This is a genomic window from Ralstonia flaminis, from assembly GCF_958415495.1.
GTDB classification, from domain to species: domain Bacteria; phylum Pseudomonadota; class Gammaproteobacteria; order Burkholderiales; family Burkholderiaceae; genus Ralstonia; species Ralstonia flaminis.
Genome location: NZ_CATZLL010000013.1, coordinates 1 through 15,926 on the forward strand (window position 1 = coordinate 1; position 15,926 = coordinate 15,926).

Sequence of the window (15,926 nt, forward strand, 5' to 3'; positions counted from 1 at the left end):
CAGTTGCGGGGGTAGTCCTTGCCCGGTTCTGGGGGTAATATCCGCTCTACCTGTATATCCATCCAGTAATTCTGGCATAGCTGGAGCTAAGTGGATACCCCTTGTTTGCGTACAGTGTCAGCGGACTCTTAATCCGCTGCTCAATCATGCATTACTTCACACTGCGTGCTGGCAGGATTTCCCCACGCACTTCACCAAAGCCCACGCGATAACCATCCCCCTGGCACCAGCCGGTCATGATGACTTCATCGCCGTCTTCCAGGAAGGCGCGCGTGGTGCCGTTGCCGAGCTGCAGCGGCAGCTTGCCGTTGAGGGGCGGTGTCAGTCGGTTAGGACGCAAATCCAGCATGGTGCGCGAACTGTTGCGTCGGCAAACGAGATGGACATGCTCTCTACCTATGCATAGCAGCTAGGTGATATCCGCGTAGAGGTGGAGCATTAGATATCTCCACAGTTTCTCGGGAAAAATGGTTAGGATGGTAATAGTCGTACAGGTCGAGGAATCAACCACAAGCAATTCTGCTGTCCAAACTAAAATTACAACTGAAACATGAGCATCTACCCTTCAACGCCCTACATCTTCACACCTTCTCCTGATTCTGATAACGGTCCTCAAATCAGCGGACTTTTAGCTACAGGATTTCGTTGGATACAAATTGATGGCGATACTTGTCCTATCGGTACGCCTATTAGTCTGCAGGATGCCAACAAGAACCCCTACGATGGTGTGATTATTGAGCCATCACCTAACTTTTCCACCGTCACAATCGATACGAGTGGTATCGGGCGAAATCTGGTTGCCCCGACTGATCCCAGCTATGCCGCATTCGAGTACAACGGTAATCTGGATAGCGCGGGGTATTTGACTCAGACCGCAAGCGCTGATCGCACGGAAATTTTTGTCAACGACGGTTCTCTATATTCGCCGGGTGATTGGGTATTTATTTCATCAGCATCGACTGATCCGGAGCAGTATTTGCTACCGGTAGATGGTCCTATGGAAGTGGCGTCCGTAGTCTACACTTCGGCGCGATCCTTAATTTTGAATAAAAAGATTAAACGATCGCATCCGACTAATGCAATCGTTGCAAAATGCAAACCTATTAGAAATTTAGTCTTCCGTAGTTTGGAGTTCACGGGCGATTCAGCTGTCGGTATTCATATCCACATGTCCCATGATGGGCTGTTCGAGCGAATTACAACGGCCAACTGGCAAGGTCGTACAATGCTTCTTCTGGACAATGGTGGTGCACACAATACTGTCATCGATTGCTATTGCGTAGGTACTACTGCTGGTATCGGAGCGGGCCAGTCAACGTGGGGCATCGCGCTGGAAGGGCAGGAATACAGCCGTGTCATTAACTCTGGTGGTGAGCAATGTGGGGCAGGTGTTACGCTGAACTATTGCTATGACACGATGGTGGTTGGGGCCCGAGCGAAGAATAATACGGTGAATGTTGGTGTCTATACGCAGTCGATTCGCACGGGCTTCATCCGGCCCAGAACTGCCTCGCCGCAGATTCTGGACAACGTCATTACTGATGGTTGTGTGGACTGCTATATGATCAGCCCACAGCCTCTGGTTTCGGTTTGATCGTCACACCATAAGCTTTCTATCTCTCCGTAACGAGCCGTCCACTTGGGCGGCTTTTTCCTGTCGGCCGAAGCGCTGATTTGCATGGACGGCAGTTCAAGAACAATCATTGAAGCGTAAGACGTTGGAATGATGCGTTCCAGAAGAAAGAAGCCCCGCTGGAGCGGGGTCTACTCAAGGAAGTTGCCATCTACTTCGCAAACACGCGATTGTTATTCCTTTATGTCCGTGCCGCGAGCACTTCCCCACGCACTTCCCCAAAACCCACGCGATAGCCATCCCCCTGGCACCAGCCGGTCATGATGACTTCATCGCCGTCTTCCAGGAAGGCGCGCGTGGTGCCGTTGCCCAGGTCAAGCGGCTGCTTGCCGTTGACGGTCAGCTCCAGCAGGCTGCCGTACGAATCGGGCGTGGTGCCGCTGATGGTGCCAGAGCCCATCAGATCGCCCACGCGCACGTTGCAGCCGGACACGGTGTGATGCGCCAGTTGCTGCGCCATCGTCCAGTACATCGCGCGGAAGTTGGTGCGGGCAATGGTGGCGCGCGCGCCACCGTGCGGACGCAGCGCGGTTTCCAGCGCGATGTCGTAGGCGTTGGGGTGGCTTTGACGCAGGTACTCCAGCGGCTCGGGTGATTGCGCCGGGTTGGCCACGCGGAACGGCTCCAGCGCTTCCATTGTCACGATCCATGGGGAGATCGACGTGCCGAACGTCTTGGCGTTGAACGGCCCCAGCGGCACGTATTCCCATTGCTGGATATCACGTGCGCTCCAGTCGTTGAGCAGTACCACGCCGAACATGTAGTCGGGTGCAGCATCGACGGAAATCGCTTCGCCCAGCGCACTCGGCTTACCGACCACGAAGGCCATCTCCAGCTCGTAGTCCAGTTTGCGGCAGGCGCTGAAGATCGGGCGCGGTTGATCCGGCAGCTTGATCTGGCCCATCGGGCGGTGCAACGGCGTGCCGCTCACCACCACCGAACTGGCGCGGCCGTTGTAGCCGATGGGGATTTCCAGCCAGTTGGGCAGCAGCGCATTTTCAGGGTCGCGGAACATGCGGCCGACGTTGGTGGCGTGTTCCTTGGACGAATAGAAATCCGTGTAGCCAGGAATGTCGATCGGCAGGTGCATCACCGCATGCGATTGCGGCACCAGCGCGCGAGTGTGCAGCGTGGCGTTGTCGCGCACGTGTGTATCAGCCACGCTAAATAGCGCCTGCAGCTTCTTGCGCGTTTCATGCCACACCGGCTTGCCGAGGGCGATGAAGGTGTTGAGCGTGCCGGTACGGAACGCGCCGCGCGTGGATGCGGGCAGCAGGCCGGCGTCGTCCAGCGCGCCAAGGTCGACCACCTGATCGCCAAGCGCCACACCTGCGCGCGGCGACGGGTTCTCTTTGGTGGAGAAGATGCCGAACGGTAGGTTTTCCAGCGGGAAATGCGTTTCGGGCGTGTTGGCGGATTCCAGCCAGCTCAGTTGTCGTGTGGTCATGTCGGGTCGGGGGCGTTGTCGTTGATCTTGTCTTGCGTTGAGGCCGGCTTAGCGCTTGCTCGGGTCGAAATGCTTCTTCAGACCCTGCCAGCACTCGAAGTACTTGGCTTGCAGTTGCGCGGATTCGGCTGCAAAGCGCGTCGGGCGGATGACCGCTGGCGTCTCGAACATGAAGGCCATCGTCGCGTCCACCTTGTGCGGCTTGGTGGTATCGCCATTGCTGGCTTTCTCGAACGTGTCGGCATCCGGCCCGTGACCGCTCATGCAGTTGTGCAGGCTGGCGCCACCCGGTACGAAGCCTTCAGCCTTGGCGTCGTATACGCCCTGGATCAGGCCCATGAACTCGCTGGCGACATTGCGGTGAAACCAGGGTGGGCGGAACGTGTTCTCGGCCGCCAGCCAGCGGGGCGGGAAGATGACGAAGTCGATGGTGTCCACGCCCGGCGTGTCGGACGGGCTTTGCAGCACCAGGAAGATCGACGGGTCCGGGTGGTCGTAGCTGATCGAGCCGATGGTGTTGAACAGGCGCAGGTCGTACTTGTACGGCGCGAAGTTGCCATGCCAGGCCACCACGTCCAGCGGCGAGTGGCCGATCTTCGCGCGCCACAGGTTGCCCTGGAATTTGGCGACGAGTTCAAAGTCGCCTTCGCGGTCTTCATACCAGGCGTGCGGTGTGAGGAAGTCACGCGGGTTGGCCAGGCCGTTTGAGCCGATCACGCCCAGGTCCGGCAGGCGGAAGATCGCACCGAAGTTCTCGCAGATGTAGCCGCGCGCTTCGTCGTCCGGCAGCTCAACGCGGAAACGCACGCCGCGTGGGACGACAACAATCTCCAGCGGTTCGACATCGACCACGCCCATCTCCGTCAACAGGCGCAGGCGACCCTGTTGCGGCACGATCAGCAGTTCGCCGTCCGCGTTGTAGAAGAAGCGGTCCGTCATCGACGCGTTGGCGGCGTACAGGTGGATACCGCAGCCGGTTTGTGCGTCGGGGCCGCCATTGCCTGCAAAGGTGACGATGCCGTCTACGAAATCCGTGCCAGCGGCGGGTGCGGGCAGCGGGTCCCAGCGCAACTGGTTGGGCGAGGGCGGCACTTCGTTGAAGTTGCTATGGAAGCGCTGCTGCGCAATGGCCTCGAACGGCAGGTGCACAGCGCCCGGGCGGATGCGGTACAGCCACGAGCGGCGGTTGTGCGCACGCGGTGCGGTGAAGGCCGTGCCGGAAATCTGCTCCGCATACAGGCCATACGGTGCCTTCTGCGGTGAATTTTGGCCGTGCGGCAGCGCGCCCGGCAGGGCTTCGGTGGCGAACTCGTTGCCGAAGCCGCTTTGGTAAGCGGGGCGGTCCAGCGACGCGGGGGTCAATGCGTTCTTGGCCGTCGGGGCGAGCATGTTCATGGCGAGGTCCTCAGTTGGAGGGGTGCGTCAAAAGAAAGCGTAGTCGTTACAGCGTCATCAAGCCGGATTGCGTGCGGATTGGCGTGCAGCAAATCGTGCGGCGTCCGGACCACTGGCGGCCAGCGTGAGCACGAGCACCATGCCGAACGACACCAGTGCCGGTACCGCAGCAGCAGAAAACAGCGCGGGGCTGGTCCACTGCATGGCAATCAGTTGTCCACCGATCACGGGGCCGAGTACAGAGCCGATGCGGCCCACGCCCAGGCTCCAGCCAATGCCCGTGGCGCGCAGCGTGGTCGGGTAATACGTGGCGGCCAGTGCATTCACCGCAGGCTGCCCGCCGACAATGCAGAAGCCGGCGACAAACACCACAGCCACCAGCATTGGCAGCGCCGCCGCCACATGGCCGATCAGCGCGACGGTGGCGCAGGCAATCAGGAAGCACACGGCCAGCACGCGTACAAAGCCAAGACGGTCGATCAACCGGCCGAGCGTGAGCGTGCCGATCACGCCGCCCACCTGCAGCGCGGTCGCCACCAGCACCGAGGTATCCGTCGAGTAGCCCGCATCACGGATCAACGTTGGCAGCCAGTTCGACAGGAAATACAGGTCGATCAGGTTCATGAAGTTGATGACCCACAGCACCAGCGTGACCTTGGCGCGGCCTTCCGTGAACAGCGCGGAGACCGGCATGCCACGCGCCGGCGCTTCCGGCACCACGAACTGCGTTTGCGCGTTGACTTGCAGTTGCGGGGCGAGCTTGCCTAGCCAGCGTGCAAGACGCTGATGGCGCGTTTGTGGATCACCCTTGAGTACAAGGTATTGCAGGGATTCCGGTAGCCACAGCACCATCATCGCGCCGATGACGAGCGGCACCAGACCGCCGACCAGGAACACCGCGTGCCAGCCGAAGCGTGACAGCAGCGCCGCGCTCACGAACCCGCCCAGCGCCGCGCCTACGGTAAAGCCGCACGACACCAGCATCATCCACGTCACACGCGAGCGCGCCGGGCTGAACTCGCCGGCCAGCGCCATTGCGTTGGGCATGATGCAGCCTAGCCCCAGGCCGGTGATGAAGCGCAGAACGAGCAGCGCCTGCACCGTTTCCACCTGCGTGGTGGCCAGCATGCAAGCCGCAAAGAAGAACGTGGCGATGATCAGCACTGGTCGACGTCCGAAGCGATCGCCCAGCACGCCAAACACGAGCGAGCCGACCAGCATGCCGAACAGCCCGGCACCGAATACCGGCCCGAGGCTCGCCTTGGTGATGTTCCAGTCTTTGATGATGGCCGGCGCCACGTAGCCCATGGCCTGCACGTCAAAGCCATCGATGATCAGGCACAGCCCGCAGATGGCGAGCAACAGGATTTGGAAGCCGCCGACCCTGCCCTGATCAATCAGGCGCGCAAGGTCAATGGGGGCAGCAGGCGAGGGGGCTGGGCGCATGGAGGGTCTCCGGTGACGGCAAGATTGCTTTGGCCGCTCTGTCGTTCTGGTTCTTTTGGTTGTGCGCGTATTGTCCGGATTGCGTGAAAATTTGAAATATCAATGCGAGAATGCATGCTATTGATATTGTGAATATTGAGGCGCCGCATGCTCAATCTGCGCGATGTGGATCTGAACCTCCTGGTGGTCTTTCAGGAAATCCTGCGTGAGAAGCGCATTTCCGTGGCGGCGGACCGGCTCGGCCTGTCGCAGCCGGCGGTGAGCAATGCCCTGGCCCGCCTGCGCCAGACCTTCGACGACGAGCTGTTCGTGCGCACCCCACGCGGCATGATGCCAACCGCACTTGCCGAGCAACTGGCCGAGCCGGTCGCCATGGCGCTGGATACGCTGCAGCGGGCCCTGGGCCAGCGCACGCACTTTGAAGCGGCCAGTTCGACGCGCACCTTCACCATTGCCATGAGCGACGTCGGCGAGGTGTATTTCATGCCCGTACTGGCGCAGCTGTGTGCCGAGCAGGCACTCGGCGTGCGCATCGATACCCTGCGCGCCGGCGGGTTCGACATGAAGGCGGAGATGGAGGCGGGGGCGATCGACCTCGCCATCGGCGCGTTTGATGACCTGTCAGGCGAGAGCATCTTCCAGCGCCGCCTGTTTCAGCAGGGCTACGTGACGATGTTCCGGCACGGCCATGCGCTATCGGATGGCGAGCTGACATTGGAGCGCTTTCGCGCCGCATCGCACCTTGTGGTGGCGAGTTCAGCCAGCCCGTACAACGCCATCGGGCCGCTGCTGGATAAGGCGGGGATCACGCAGTCGGCGCGCTTTTCGGTGCCGCACTTCGTTGCGGTGCCGTACATCGTCAGCACCACGGACCTGGTCGTAACGGTGCCGCGCAAGCTGGCCGAGCGCGCCGCGCCGCCGTTCGGGCTGCAGTTTGTGGCGCCGCCGCTCAAGCTGCCGGCGCTGCAGACCAATGTGTTCTGGCACCGGCGCTTCCATCAGGATGCCGGCAATCAGTGGTTGCGCAATCTGGTTGCGCAGCGGTTTGCAGAATTAGACGGGTAGCGTGAGTCATCCCCGCATCCGCAGAGATGACTCGGCGGGCCGAATCAATCGGCGAGCTTGCCCTTGCTCTTGCCCATGACCTCCATCATGCGCACCGTCAGGTACAGGCGCGGCACCACGCTGTCGAGGTCGGCCCATTCGTCTGACGAGTGCAGCCGGTCGCCAACGATGCCCATGCCGTCCAACACGACGGGCTTGCCACCGTTCGGGTGGTAGGCGAAGCCGGCATCGGTGCCGTAGCGCATGGCGACCGGTTTGATCGACTTGCCCAACTCCTTGTAGATGCCATCGGCAGCAGCGGCCAGGCGGTCGCTGTCGGCATTCCGGCTGAACGGCGGGCGGCGGTTCTCCACCTTGACCTTGACCTCGGTGTCGGCAATCAGCTTCTTCTGGATGATCTTGTCGGCATCGGCCTGCACGCGCTGCACTTCGGCCACGTCGGCCATGCGCATGTCAGCGGTAGCGGAGGCCGCCTCGGGGATGATGTTGACGCGCTCGCCCGAGCGGACCACCGTCCAGTTGACCGTGGTGCCCTTGGCCGGGTCGCCCAGATCCTTGAGCTGCACGATCTGGTTGGACAGTTCCAGCGCGGCATTGCGGCCGGCTTCCGGTGCCGAGCCTGCGTGCGATGCACGGCCCTTTACGTCCAGATGCACATAGGCGATGCCGTTGGTGGCCACTGTCACCACATCGGCCTCGGGCGGCTCATACACCAGCACGTAATCCTGATCGGCTGACAGCTTGGTGATCAGGCTGCGTGAGCCGAGCGAGCTTTTTTCCTCATCGGGGTTGAACAGCACGGTCAGCGTCTTGTAGTCCTTGAAGCCGCGCTCGCGGGCGATCTCCAGCGCGTAGAGGATCATCAGCGCACCGCCCTTGGCATCGGCCACGCCGGGGCCGGTAGCTTTGTTGCTGGTGATCTTGAACGGGCGCTTGGCGGCCTCGCCCACGCCGAACACGGTGTCGTAATGAATCATCAGCATGATGTTCTGCGTGCCGGTGCCTTGCAGCTTGCCAATCACGGCTTTGCCTGCAGCCGGCGGCGCGGCAACGACTTCGACGCTGGCGCCGAGGTCTTTCAAACGTTGTGCGAGGATCGCCTCGACTTTGGCCAGCCCATTGGCATCATCGGTGCCGGTGTCGATATTGACCAGCGTGGCCAGGTCTTTGACGAAGGCATCCTTGCGCTGTTGCGCGGCTTGGAGCAAGGCGCTATCGGCGTTGGCTGCCTTGGCGGGCTGTGCGAATGCGGTGGCGGAGGTGGCGCAGGCCAATGCCGCTGCCAGTGGCACCAGTTGTCTCATTTTCATAGCTGTTTATTCTGATGGAGGGAGCGATTGTGAAGCGGGTGCGCGTCGCGCCGATCAACAATCGCGAGGAATTATCGCACTGGGTTTTCGCAAGGTGCGCAGGAGAGGACGCTTGCTGGAGCGTCAAGCGCTTTCCAATCGGGTATGCAAAGCGCACCAGTTGCCGCCACACGTTGGTTTGCAAGCATCGAGCGGCGAGCCCCAAAAAACCACCAGAATGCTGTGCCCTGCACGGTTGACCAATCCGTCCTATCCTCTGCGCTGCTTCCAATGCGCGAGCCTGTGTGCTCGGCATTCAATCACCACGTACCGGAGTGGATCACATGCGCTACAACATGTTGGGACGGACAGGCCTGTTCGTATCGGAACTGTGCCTGGGGACGATGACCTTTGGCGGCAATGACGGCATCTGGCAGCACATTGGCGACCTGCAGCAAGCCGACGCTGAACGGTTGATCGGCCGCTCGCTTGAGGCTGGCATCAACTTTATCGATACGGCGGATGTGTATTCGAACGGCGTGTCGGAAAGGATCACCGGGCAGGCGCTCAAAAATCTGAAGGTGCCGCGCGATAGCGTGGTTGTGGCCACCAAGGTGTTTGGCCAGACCGGCGAAGGCGCGAACGCACGCGGCGCCACGCGCTTGCACATCATGGACGGCGTCAAGGCCAGCCTGAAGCGACTGCAGCTCGATCACATTGATCTCTACCAGATCCACGGCTTCGACCCGGCCACACCGATCGAGGAAACCGTGCGTGCGCTCGACACACTGGTGCAGCAGGGGCACGTGCGCTATGCCGGTGTCTCGAACTGGGCCGCCTGGCAGATCGTCAAGGCGCTGGGGATTGCGGAGCGCCTTGGTTGCGCGCGCTTCGAAAGCCTGCAGGCGTACTACACCATCGCTGGCCGTGATCTGGAGCGCGAACTGGTGCCGATGCTGCAGAGCGAAGGCCTGGGCCTGATGGTGTGGAGCCCGCTGGCCGGTGGCCTGCTCAGCGGCAAGTACACGCGCGAGCAACAGGGCGAGCAGGGCAGCCGCCGCACGACATTCGATTTCCCACCGGTGGACCGCGAGCGTGCCTACACCTGCATCGATGCCATGCGTGTCATGGCTGATGCGCGCGGCGTGTCGGTTGCACAGATTGCGCTGGCCTGGCTGCTGCACCAGCGCGTGGTGACCAGCGTGATTGTCGGTGCCAAAAAGGTCGAGCAGCTTGATGACAACATTGCCGCCACCAAGGTTGAGCTGACGGCGCAAGAGTTGGCGCAGCTCGATGGTCTGAGCAAACTCCCGGCCGAATACCCCGGCTGGATGCTGGAGCGCCAGGGTGAGTACCGGCGCGGCCAGCTTGCCGGCACGCGGCAGGCTGGTCGCTAAGCACCTGGCGCGGCCTCGAACCGTTCGCCCTTGAACACACGGCGCGGGTTACCGCGCTCCACCTGATGATGGAGCGTGCGCCGTTCCGCGCGCTGCGCAGCATGGATTGCCGCGTCATGGTCTGCCAGCTTGTGTGCAAGCAGCAGCACGGCCAGCCGCTTGTTGGCGTGCTGGCTGCGCTCTGTCTGCACCTTTACGCTGATGCCCGTTGCGACGTGCGTGGCGCGCACGGCGGATTCCGTCTTGTTCACATGCTGCCCGCCCGGGCCGGACGAGCGCGTCGTCTCAAAGCGGATCTCGCCGGGTAGTGTTTCAGACGGCGCCGCGCAACGTGCCACGCCGAAGAACCAGTTCTTGCGTGCGTGCCGCGGGCGATAGGGGCTTGGGCACGTCCATTGAATCGTGCCCTCCCATGCGCGCGCCACGGCGTCTTCAGCATCGCCCTCCAGGCTGACCAGCGCAGAACGCAGCGTGCCGGGGCGTGTGCCGTCCTCCTGGTCGAGCAGCTCGACTTGCACGCCGGCCTGTGCTGACTCACGTTGCAGGGTCGCCAGCGCTTTCACGACCGCCAGCTCGCATTCCGCCGGCCCCTGCGCAGAAGAGAATTGCAGCAACACCATCAGCAGCACTCCCCACGCGTCTTGTAGGTCAGCACCGGGCGCAGGCGCGCGAGCACCTTAACCAAGCCAGCGTCCACCAAAGGTGCGATCACGCTGTCGATCGACTTGTAGGCTTCGGGTGCCTCTTCATAAATCAACTGCTTGTCTTCGCAAATGACGTGGCTGCCGAGCTTGGTCCGGTTGAGTTGCGCTGGCGTGAAGCGTCGCACGAGGCGGTCCTTGCAGTCGCTGCGCATCCATTTGCGGCCCGCGCCGTGCGCGAGCGAGAACAGGCCATGTTCGCTCGGCAGCGGGGCGACGAGGTAGCTATAGTCTCCGCGTGAACCAGGGATGACGACTACACCTGCATCCGACGGCGTTGCGCCCTTGCGGTGCAGCCAGCCGCGTTCGCCATGGACCGTGGCCGGTGCAACAAAGTTGTGATGCACATCGAGCAGCGGTTTGCCCTGCGCGTGCAGGCGGTCCAGCATGCGGCGCGCGATCAGCTCGCGGTTGGCCTTGGCAAAGCGCAGCGCCGTGTCATGGCGCTCCAGATAGGCCGCGCACGCCGGGTCGTCTTGCGACAGCCCGCTGTGGCCGTGCGCGCGCACTTGTTCTTCCAAGATTGCCTGGCCCAGCCCGCGCGAGCCGCTGTGTGCCAGCAGCAGAAGCTGCCGCGGGTTCAAGGAGATGCCAGCCGCTTCGTCGTAGATGGTATCCACGCGCAGCAGTTCGGCAAAGTGGTTGCCACCACCGATGGTGCCCAGTGCGGCATCAAAACCGGTGCCCACTGGAGCCAATGCCGCCACCAGTTCTCGCCAGCTTTCGTCGAGTGGCGTGTCGATGTTGCCGAGCCGCTTGTCGAGCTTGTCCAGGCTGACCTTGTTGGCCTCGATGTCCGTCGCCCACAGGGTCATGCCGCAGCCGATGTCACCGCCGATCAGCGCCGGATACAGGCGGGCGACCGAGAAGAACGCTGCGCCCACGGGGTAGCCGCGGCCCGGATGCAGGTCGGGCATGCCAGCCACATGGCGCATGCCGTCGAGTGCTTTGGTGGTTTGAAGTTGTCGGATCGCATCGCCTTCGATCCAGGTGTCGTCCGAGGCGATCAGGGTGCCGCCATCGAACAAATGCAAGATGCAGTTGCCCATGAATGTTCCATATCAGGTCTGAAAAAACGTCTGATGTGGCAGGCCGGGGCCCAGGGCAATGCGAAGACGCTGTGAGCTACAGCGCGAGAGATTCGATCAACCCAGGCAAGGGCCTGCAAAGGGGAAAGCAAGGTGACGCATGATTTTTTTTCCTCCTGTGCAAAGTGATTGATCGGTAAGCGGGGCGGATACTAGCACCGCACTTTGCGCGGTCGCAAGTGCGGTGAGGTACGAGTGTTGGATTGTTGAAACGCGATGGTGCTCACACGGTGCCTGCTGGAAGCGCCAGCCGCGCTGCCGCCAACGCTTCGCGCAGCACCGCCATGTCGCCGATGTGGTTGGCGAGCAGCAGGATGAGCTGCGCGTTGAGCATCGCGCTTTGCTCGTCGCTCAGGTTGCGGTGCGTGTCGATCAACGCCTCGTAGAAATCGTCGGGGCGGGGCAGGTTGGGTTGGGTGTTCAGCGGCATGGTGGTCGGCGTTGTGCTCAGGCGCTCGGTTCAGACGATCGCGGTGGCGCGTGGCGTTGCGGCGGGTGCGGCCTGGCCGCTGGCGCGAAGCGCGGCAGCCGTCAGCTTGGCAGGGTCGAACGCGCGCCAGCGTGCGCAGACGTGCTGGTCCGGGCGGATCAGGTAGGTCGTGCCGGGCCGTGCGTCATAGCGTTGTGCGACAAGTCCGTCGACGTCTTCGAGCGCGGTCACGTTGGCCGAGGTCATGCCCTTGCCACCGGAAGGGAAGATCGCCAGCGTGGGCAGGGGCAGCGCATCCACATGCTCGCCGGCACCACAGAAACGCAGCACGGTAAAGCCGTCGCGCATGTGGGAGAGCAGCCAGCCTGCGCGGCCATCGGCACCGCGTACCGGCGCGTCCAGGGCAACGGCACCTGGCACCAGCGTGCCGGCAAACGGCGCCTCATCGGGTGTCAGCAGCGGTGAGCCTTCGAGCACCGTCGGCATCGACAGGCGCCCGCTGTTGACCAGCGTGCGCGCAAACGGGTAGTGCTTGGCCAGCCGCAGCGTGGCGTCGCGAAAGAGCCGGCTGACAGCGCTTTTTGGCGTGATGAAATCGGTTGAGCGCGTGGAGTGACGGATGTTGTCATCGGCGGCAAATTCGCGTTCGCTGGCGTAGGTGTCGAGCAACGTGTCGGGGGCGTCGCCATTGAGGACCATGCGCAGCTTCCACGCGAGGTTCTCGGCATCTTGCAGACCGCTGTTGGCACCACGCGCGCCGAAGGGCGACACACGGTGCGCCGCATCGCCGATGAACAGCACACGGCCGTGACGGAAGCGGTCCATGCGCTCGCATGAGAACGTATAGACGCTGACCCATTCCAGTTCGAAATCGACGCCTTCGCCCAGCAATGCGCGCACGCGCGGGATGACGCGCTCGGGTTGCTTCTCGGCCACCGGGTCGGCGTCCCAGCCGAGCTGGAAGTCGATGCGCCAGACGTTGTCTGGCTGGTGGTGCAGCAGCACCGATTGATTCGGGTGGAATGGGGGATCGAACCAGAACCAACGCTCGCTTGGGAACGGCGCGTCCATGCGCACATCGGCGATCAGGAAGCGGTCCTTGAACGTCTGGCCGTGGGCTTCGAGGCCCATCATGTGGCGCACGGGGCTGCGTGAACCATCGGAGGCGACCACGTATTGCGCGCGCTGTGTGTAGGTGCCGTCGGGCGTCTCGATGGTGATCGTCACGCCGTCCGCATCCTGCGTGAGCCCTGTCACCTTGTTCTTCCAGCGCAGCTCGATGTTGGGCAGCGCCTGGGCGCGTTCAGCAAGGAAGCCCTCGACGTAGTACTGCTGCAAGTTGATGAAGGCCGGGCGATGGTGGCCCGCTTCGGGCAGCAGGTCGAAGCTGTAGAGCAGTTCATTCTTGAGGTAGACCTTGCCAACGTTCCAGCTCACGCCCTTGTCGACCATGCGGTCGCCGCAGCCAAGGCGGTCGAAGATCTCCAGCGAGCGCTTGGAAAAGCAGATGGCACGCGAGCCGGTGGACAGCGTGCAATCGTCATCCACAACGACGACAGGCACGCCCTGCTGCGCCAGGTCAATGGCCGTGGCGAGGCCAACGGGCCCCGCGCCGACGATCACGACAGGGCGTGATTTGGTCGCTGCGCCAGGCTGTTGTTCAACGCACGGCGCGTACGAAAAAACACGGTTCTGGAAATCGGGGTTCATGTCTCGCTCGCACCCGCGACGGTCTTGGCCGCCGCTTTGTTGGTGGAATCAGTTCACGGCAGAAGTGCGCTGTCAGTTCTGCAGCGCGGCCCACATCTCCTGATCGCGCTGGGCCGTCCAGATGCGCGGGTGCTTGATGCCGCTGGCTTCATCAAAGGCACGCGTCACGTCAAACGGCAGACAGTGTTCGTAGATGAAGACGTGGCCGAACTTCGGGTCCATCGCGGCGCGGGTGTGGGCCATGGCGGCCTTGAGGTCCATCTTCTGCGCGACAGCTTCCTTGCCGCGTTCAAGCAGCGTCGAGACGAAATCGCGCGTGTAGGCGAGGCCCTTGTCGACTTCGGCGGGGTTCAGCAGCGCCGGGCCGCGGCCGGGCACGAGCTTGTCGGCGCCGAGCGCACGCAGCGCATCCAGCGTGGCGGGCCACTCTTCGAGCTGCGCGTCCCCGCAGTAGCAGGCGGCATCATATTCGACCAGATCACCCGAGAAGAGCACCTTCTGCGACGGAATCCACACCACCGTGTCGCCCTTCGTGTGGCCGGCGCCCAGGTGCAGGATCTTCACTTCCAGTTTGCCGAGGAACAGCGTGAGTTCGCGCTCGAACACCAGCGTCGGCCAGGTCAGGCCGGGCACGGTTTCCACGCCGGCAAACAGACGCGGGAAGCGTTCGATTTCTGACTTCATATCCGCTTCACCGCGCTCGACGATCATTTCGTACGTGCCGCGGCTGGCGATGATGTTCTGTGCACCTTCAGCAAAGTAGGCCGACGCGCCCAGCACGCGCACTGCGTGGTAGTGCGACAGCACCACATGCTTGATCGGCTTGTCGGTAATGGCGCGGATGCGCGCGATCAGGTCCTGCGCCATCGCCGGCGTGGCGGTGGTGTCCACGATCAGCACCGAGTCGTCGCCGATGATGACGCCCGAGTTCGGATCGCCCTCGGCGGTGTAGGCGTAGGCGTTGGGGGAGAGCTGGGTGAAGGTGACTTGTTTGGCCTCGAGGTCGGCTTGCGAGGCGAAGGCTTTGGCCATTCTGTCACTCCTGTCGTAGTGAATTACGTTTTGGGGAATTTGTTTCGGCGTGAAGATGCCGTGAGCGCGTGGTTGGAGGCACGCTGATGTCAGGAAAAACCGAACGTTGGCAATCATAGACTGCACGGTTGGGTGGCGCGCCTAGGGTATACGTTGATTATGATTAGAAGCATTGTTTCTACAATGCATAAAAATTAAAACGCCGTTAACAGCGGCGGTCCGCATGCTACGCTCGCAGCACTTGTCGGCTCCGGCACTGCCCGGTGCTACCCAACTTGCGCCCCACGAGGACATGGAGACCACTGAAGTCGAAGACGACCTGCCACCCGATGGCGATGCTGACGATGCGCGCGCAAATCGCGACCGCTCCGGCATTCAGTCCATCGAGGTCGGCGCTCAATTGCTGGTGGCGCTGACGCATGCCATGCGCGCGATGGCACTGGGTGATCTGGCACGTGCGGCGGGCATGCATCCGTCCAAGGCGCATCGCTACCTGGTGAGCCTGCAGCGCGTGGGGGCTGTCTCGCAAGACCCGCTTACCGGCCGTTATGAGCTTGGGCCCTTTGCGCTGCGCCTGGGGTTGGCGAGCCTCAACCGCACCGATGCCATCATCCGCACGCGGCCTTTGCTGGCTGGTGTGCGTGACCAGACCGGCCACACCATCGGCATTGCTGTGTGGAGCGATCGTGGCCCAACCGTTGTGCACTGGGAAAAAGCCGGCGGCGCACCTGGCGTGAACCTGCGCATCGGGGATGTCATGCCGATGCTCAATTCCGCCACTGGCCGCCTGTTCGGTGCGTATCTGCCGATCGAGCAGACGCTGCCGCTGGTCGAGCGTGAACTGCACAAGCGCGGCAGCGACGATCTGCCGGGTCTGCCGCGCTCGCTGACGGACTACTACCGCCTGTGTGAAGACATTCGCCGGGAGGGCGCGTCATGGGTCTCGGGCAGCCTGTTGCCTGGGGTGAGCGCGCTGTCATTGCCGGTGTTTGGCGAGCGCGGGCAGTTGGCGTTGGTACTCATCGCGCTGAACCTGGAGCCGCTCTTTCATGCGGAACGCGGCGGCGAGCACGAAGCCACGCTGCGTGCCTTCGTGACACAGCTTTCTGCGATGCTACAGGCGCCGGCACCCGAACCCGCCAAGGCGAGCGCCCGTCGAGCACGCGTACCGCGTTAGCGGGCTTAGGGTTCTCGCCAATTTCATCCTTTCGTAAGAAATTTACTATCTCGTAAATCGTGGTGCCCCCTCGTGCGGCCTGCAGCCTGCGCGAATGCCATGACTACAAGAACGAG

At 62.4% G+C, this 15,926-nt stretch carries 13 protein-coding genes and 1 pseudogene; 4 read left to right on the forward strand and 10 right to left on the reverse strand.

The window, feature by feature from the left end; all coding sequences use genetic code 11:
* Positions 1 to 151 precede the first annotated feature (151 nt).
* Positions 152 to 310 (reverse strand): annotated as a pseudogene (locus R2N11_RS18790) (fumarylacetoacetase); the annotation flags it as partial.
* 240 nt (positions 311 to 550) lie between these two features.
* On the opposite strand from R2N11_RS18790, the gene R2N11_RS18795 reads away from it, so the two are divergent.
* On the forward strand, positions 551 to 1,594 hold the full coding sequence (locus R2N11_RS18795) for a right-handed parallel beta-helix repeat-containing protein (protein ID WP_316681966.1): 1,044 nt from the start codon (positions 551 to 553) through the stop codon (positions 1,592 to 1,594).
* A 220-nt stretch (positions 1,595 to 1,814) separates the two neighbouring features.
* On the opposite strand, the gene fahA is transcribed toward R2N11_RS18795, so the two are convergent.
* From fahA to R2N11_RS18810, 3 genes are read right to left on the reverse strand one after another with little or no spacing between them, the layout of a single operon-like run.
* Positions 1,815 to 3,080 carry a fumarylacetoacetase gene (gene fahA, locus R2N11_RS18800; protein WP_316681967.1) on the reverse strand — a complete coding sequence of 422 codons (1,266 nt, stop codon included), beginning with the start codon at positions 3,078 to 3,080 and terminating at the stop codon, positions 1,815 to 1,817.
* Positions 3,081 to 3,128: 48 nt separating this feature from the next.
* Entirely contained in the window at positions 3,129 to 4,475 is a 1,347-nt protein-coding gene (gene hmgA / locus R2N11_RS18805) for a homogentisate 1,2-dioxygenase (RefSeq protein WP_316681968.1), read from the reverse strand.
* A gap of 57 nt (positions 4,476 to 4,532) precedes the next feature.
* Positions 4,533 to 5,921 (reverse strand): MFS transporter, encoded by a 1,389-nt coding sequence (locus R2N11_RS18810; RefSeq protein WP_316681969.1) that lies wholly within the window; start codon positions 5,919 to 5,921, stop codon positions 4,533 to 4,535.
* 147 nt (positions 5,922 to 6,068) lie between these two features.
* Between R2N11_RS18810 and R2N11_RS18815 the strand changes: the two genes are divergently transcribed.
* The gene (locus R2N11_RS18815) at positions 6,069 to 6,986 is read left to right on the forward strand and encodes a LysR family transcriptional regulator (protein WP_316681970.1); all 918 of its coding nucleotides are present in this window, start codon (positions 6,069 to 6,071) and stop codon (positions 6,984 to 6,986) included.
* A 44-nt stretch (positions 6,987 to 7,030) separates the two neighbouring features.
* Here the strand turns inward: R2N11_RS18815 and R2N11_RS18820 are convergent, their stop codons facing one another.
* The gene (locus R2N11_RS18820) at positions 7,031 to 8,296 is read right to left on the reverse strand and encodes a glutamate carboxypeptidase (protein ID WP_316681971.1); all 1,266 of its coding nucleotides are present in this window, start codon (positions 8,294 to 8,296) and stop codon (positions 7,031 to 7,033) included.
* A 323-nt stretch (positions 8,297 to 8,619) separates the two neighbouring features.
* Here R2N11_RS18820 and R2N11_RS18825 point away from each other — a divergent pair, with 323 nt between their 5' ends.
* A complete protein-coding gene (locus R2N11_RS18825) occupies positions 8,620 to 9,672 on the forward strand; it encodes an aldo/keto reductase (RefSeq protein ID WP_199032579.1) in 1,053 nt (350 codons plus the stop codon).
* Here R2N11_RS18825 and prfH read toward each other — a convergent pair.
* The 5 genes from prfH to R2N11_RS18850 all read right to left on the reverse strand — a co-directional run bounded on the left by prfH (position 9,669) and on the right by R2N11_RS18850 (position 14,633).
* Positions 9,669 to 10,292, reverse strand: a complete 624-nt coding sequence (prfH, locus tag R2N11_RS18830) for a peptide chain release factor H (RefSeq protein ID WP_199032580.1) — start codon at positions 10,290 to 10,292, stop codon at positions 9,669 to 9,671. The genes R2N11_RS18825 and prfH overlap by 4 nt on opposite strands.
* The gene (locus R2N11_RS18835; RefSeq protein WP_316681972.1) at positions 10,292 to 11,422 is read right to left on the reverse strand and encodes an RNA ligase RtcB family protein; all 1,131 of its coding nucleotides are present in this window, start codon (positions 11,420 to 11,422) and stop codon (positions 10,292 to 10,294) included. The genes prfH and R2N11_RS18835 overlap by 1 nt, the downstream gene beginning before the upstream one ends.
* A gap of 262 nt (positions 11,423 to 11,684) precedes the next feature.
* Complete coding sequence (locus tag R2N11_RS18840) at positions 11,685 to 11,891, reverse strand: DUF2783 domain-containing protein (RefSeq protein WP_199032582.1); 207 nt, start codon at positions 11,889 to 11,891, stop codon at positions 11,685 to 11,687.
* Between the two features lie 30 nt (positions 11,892 to 11,921).
* Positions 11,922 to 13,601: an FAD-dependent oxidoreductase gene (locus R2N11_RS18845; protein ID WP_316681973.1), complete on the reverse strand. Its 1,680-nt coding sequence runs from the start codon at positions 13,599 to 13,601 to the stop codon at positions 11,922 to 11,924.
* Positions 13,602 to 13,673: 72 nt separating this feature from the next.
* Entirely contained in the window at positions 13,674 to 14,633 is a 960-nt protein-coding gene (locus tag R2N11_RS18850; RefSeq protein WP_316681974.1) for an MBL fold metallo-hydrolase, read from the reverse strand.
* Positions 14,634 to 14,925: 292 nt separating this feature from the next.
* Here R2N11_RS18850 and R2N11_RS18855 point away from each other — a divergent pair, with 292 nt between their 5' ends.
* The gene (locus tag R2N11_RS18855) at positions 14,926 to 15,810 is read left to right on the forward strand and encodes an IclR family transcriptional regulator (RefSeq protein WP_316682081.1); all 885 of its coding nucleotides are present in this window, start codon (positions 14,926 to 14,928) and stop codon (positions 15,808 to 15,810) included.
* Positions 15,811 to 15,926 lie beyond the last annotated feature (116 nt).